The organism is Gemmobacter lutimaris (genome assembly GCF_003570715.1).
In the GTDB taxonomy this organism is placed as follows: domain Bacteria; phylum Pseudomonadota; class Alphaproteobacteria; order Rhodobacterales; family Rhodobacteraceae; genus Gemmobacter; species Gemmobacter lutimaris.
Genome location: NZ_QXXQ01000032.1, coordinates 5,540 through 7,794 on the forward strand (window position 1 = coordinate 5,540; position 2,255 = coordinate 7,794).

Sequence of the window (2,255 nt, forward strand, 5' to 3'; positions counted from 1 at the left end):
GCTGGCGGCGTTGCCGCGATGGAAGTCCTCGCCCGCGACCTGCGCTCGCTCGGTCTCTACACTGCCCGGTCGCTTTCCTATGACGGCGTCGAATACGAAATGCTCGAGCATGCGCTGACGCCTGAGCAGCGCGGCATCTATGATGCCTATGCCGGGGCTTTCGCCATCATCCATAACAACCTCGCCGCTGCGATGGAGGCTGCCAATATCACAGGCGACAGCGGCGGCACCCTCAACCGGCAGGCCAAGTCCGCCGCGCGCTCGGCCTTCGAGTCCGCGAAGCAGCGCTTCTTCGGCCATCTTCTGACTTCAATGAAGACCCCCACGCTGATCACGAGCATCGAGACCGATCTGGCGGCGGGCCATGCCGCCGTCATCCAAATCGTCTCAACCGGCGAGGCGCTGATGGAGCGCCGGCTGTCGGAGGTCCCGACCGAGGAGTGGAACGACATCCGCGTCGACATCACCCCGCGGGAGTACGTCCTGGATTACCTCGCCCATTCCTTTCCGGTGCAACTCTACGAGCCCTTCACCGACAGTGAGGGCAAACTGTCGTCACGACCCGTGATGCGCGATGGGCAGCCCGTCGAGTGTCGGGAGGCTGCCCGCCGCCGCGACGCTCTGATCGAAAAGCTGGCCGGCCTGCCGCCCGTGCCGGGGGCGCTCGACCAGATCGTCCAGCGTTTCGGCACCGATCTGGTGGCGGAAGTGACAGGCCGCTCGCGCCGCATTGTGCGCAAGGGCGAAGGGCATGCCGCGCGGCTTGTCGTGGAAAGCCGGGCAGGATCTGCCAACCTCGCGGAAACCGCCGCCTTCATGGACGACCAGAAGCGCATCCTGATCTTCTCCGATGCCGGCGGCACGGGGCGCAGCTATCACGCTGATCTTGGGGCCAAGAACCAGCGTCTTCGGGTCCACTACCTCCTCGAACCCGGCTGGAAGGCCGATGCCGCCATCCAGGGTCTCGGCCGCACCAACCGCACCAATCAGGCGCAACCGCCGCTCTTCCGACCGGTGGCCACCGATGTGAAGGCGGAGAAACGGTTCCTCTCGACCATCGCGCGCCGCCTCGACACATTGGGCGCGATCACGCGGGGTCAGCGCCAGACCGGCGGGCAGGGGCTTTTCCGGCCCGAGGATAACCTTGAGTCGCCTTACGCCCGTGATGCTTTGCGCCAGCTATACCGTCGCATCTATCGCGGCGATGTCGCGGGCTGTTCGATCGGGGCCTTCGAGGATGCCACCGGCCTTAGCCTGACCGATGACAACGGGCTGAAGGACGAGTTGCCGCCGATCACAACCTTCCTCAATCGCCTGCTGGCGCTGACGATCGACATGCAGGCCGTGCTTTTCTCGGCTTTCGAGGAACTTCTCGACCAACGCATCGAGGGGGCAATCGCAGCCGGGGTCTATGATCTCGGGCTCGAGACGCTGCGCGCCGAGAGCTTCCGCGTCACCGATGCGAGGGTGATCTACACCCATCCCGGCTCCGGCGCCGAAACCCAGCTTCTGACCATCGCAGAAAAGCGCCGCAACACGCCGACCTCGCTGGCCAATGCGCTGGACTGGCTTGATGACCCGAAGGCACGGCTCCTGGTCAACAGCCGCTCGGGTCGCGCGGCGGTGCAGGTGCCCGCGACCAGCCTAATGCTGGATGATGGCACGATCGAGCCCCGCTTGCGGTTGATCCGCCCCACCGAGGCAAGCACCGTGCCTGCAAAGCTGATGGACGACACGCATTGGCTCGAGGCCGACCGCGCGGCCTTCATCGCCGCCTGGACCGCGGAACTGGCCGAGGTGCCGGAGTTCACGGAAACCACGCTGCATATCGTAGCGGGGCTCTTGCTGCCGATCTGGAAGCAACTTCCCCAGGACGAAACCCGCGTCTACCGGCTGCAAACCGACGATGGCCAGCGCATCATCGGCCGCCGCGTTTCGCCGTCTTGGGTCGCGACGACGCTGGCGGGTGATGCGCCGCAACTGTCCGCGGCGCAGGTCCATGCCCTTGTTCTCAAGGGCAAGACCGTGGTGCGCCTGGCCGAGGGGATGGAGTTGCACCGCTCGCGCGTCATGGGGGTTAACCGGATCGAATTGTCAGGGTTCACGGAAGCAGCCAAGGACCGGCTCAAGGCCGACGGCTTCTTTTCCGAGATCATCAGCTGGAAGCTGCGCCTCTTCTGTCCGACGGATTCCGGCGGTGTGAAAGTGCTCGATCACCTGCTTGCACGCTTCCCCATCCAGGGTCTACATGCACG

Annotated in this window: 1 protein-coding gene; it reads left to right on the top strand. The window is 65.2% G+C overall.

What is annotated here, in order from left to right:
- Nucleotides 1–2,255, top strand: a 2,255-nt coding sequence (locus D2N39_RS23500; protein ID WP_233557383.1) for a strawberry notch C-terminal domain-containing protein, incomplete at both ends; no start/stop codon positions are given.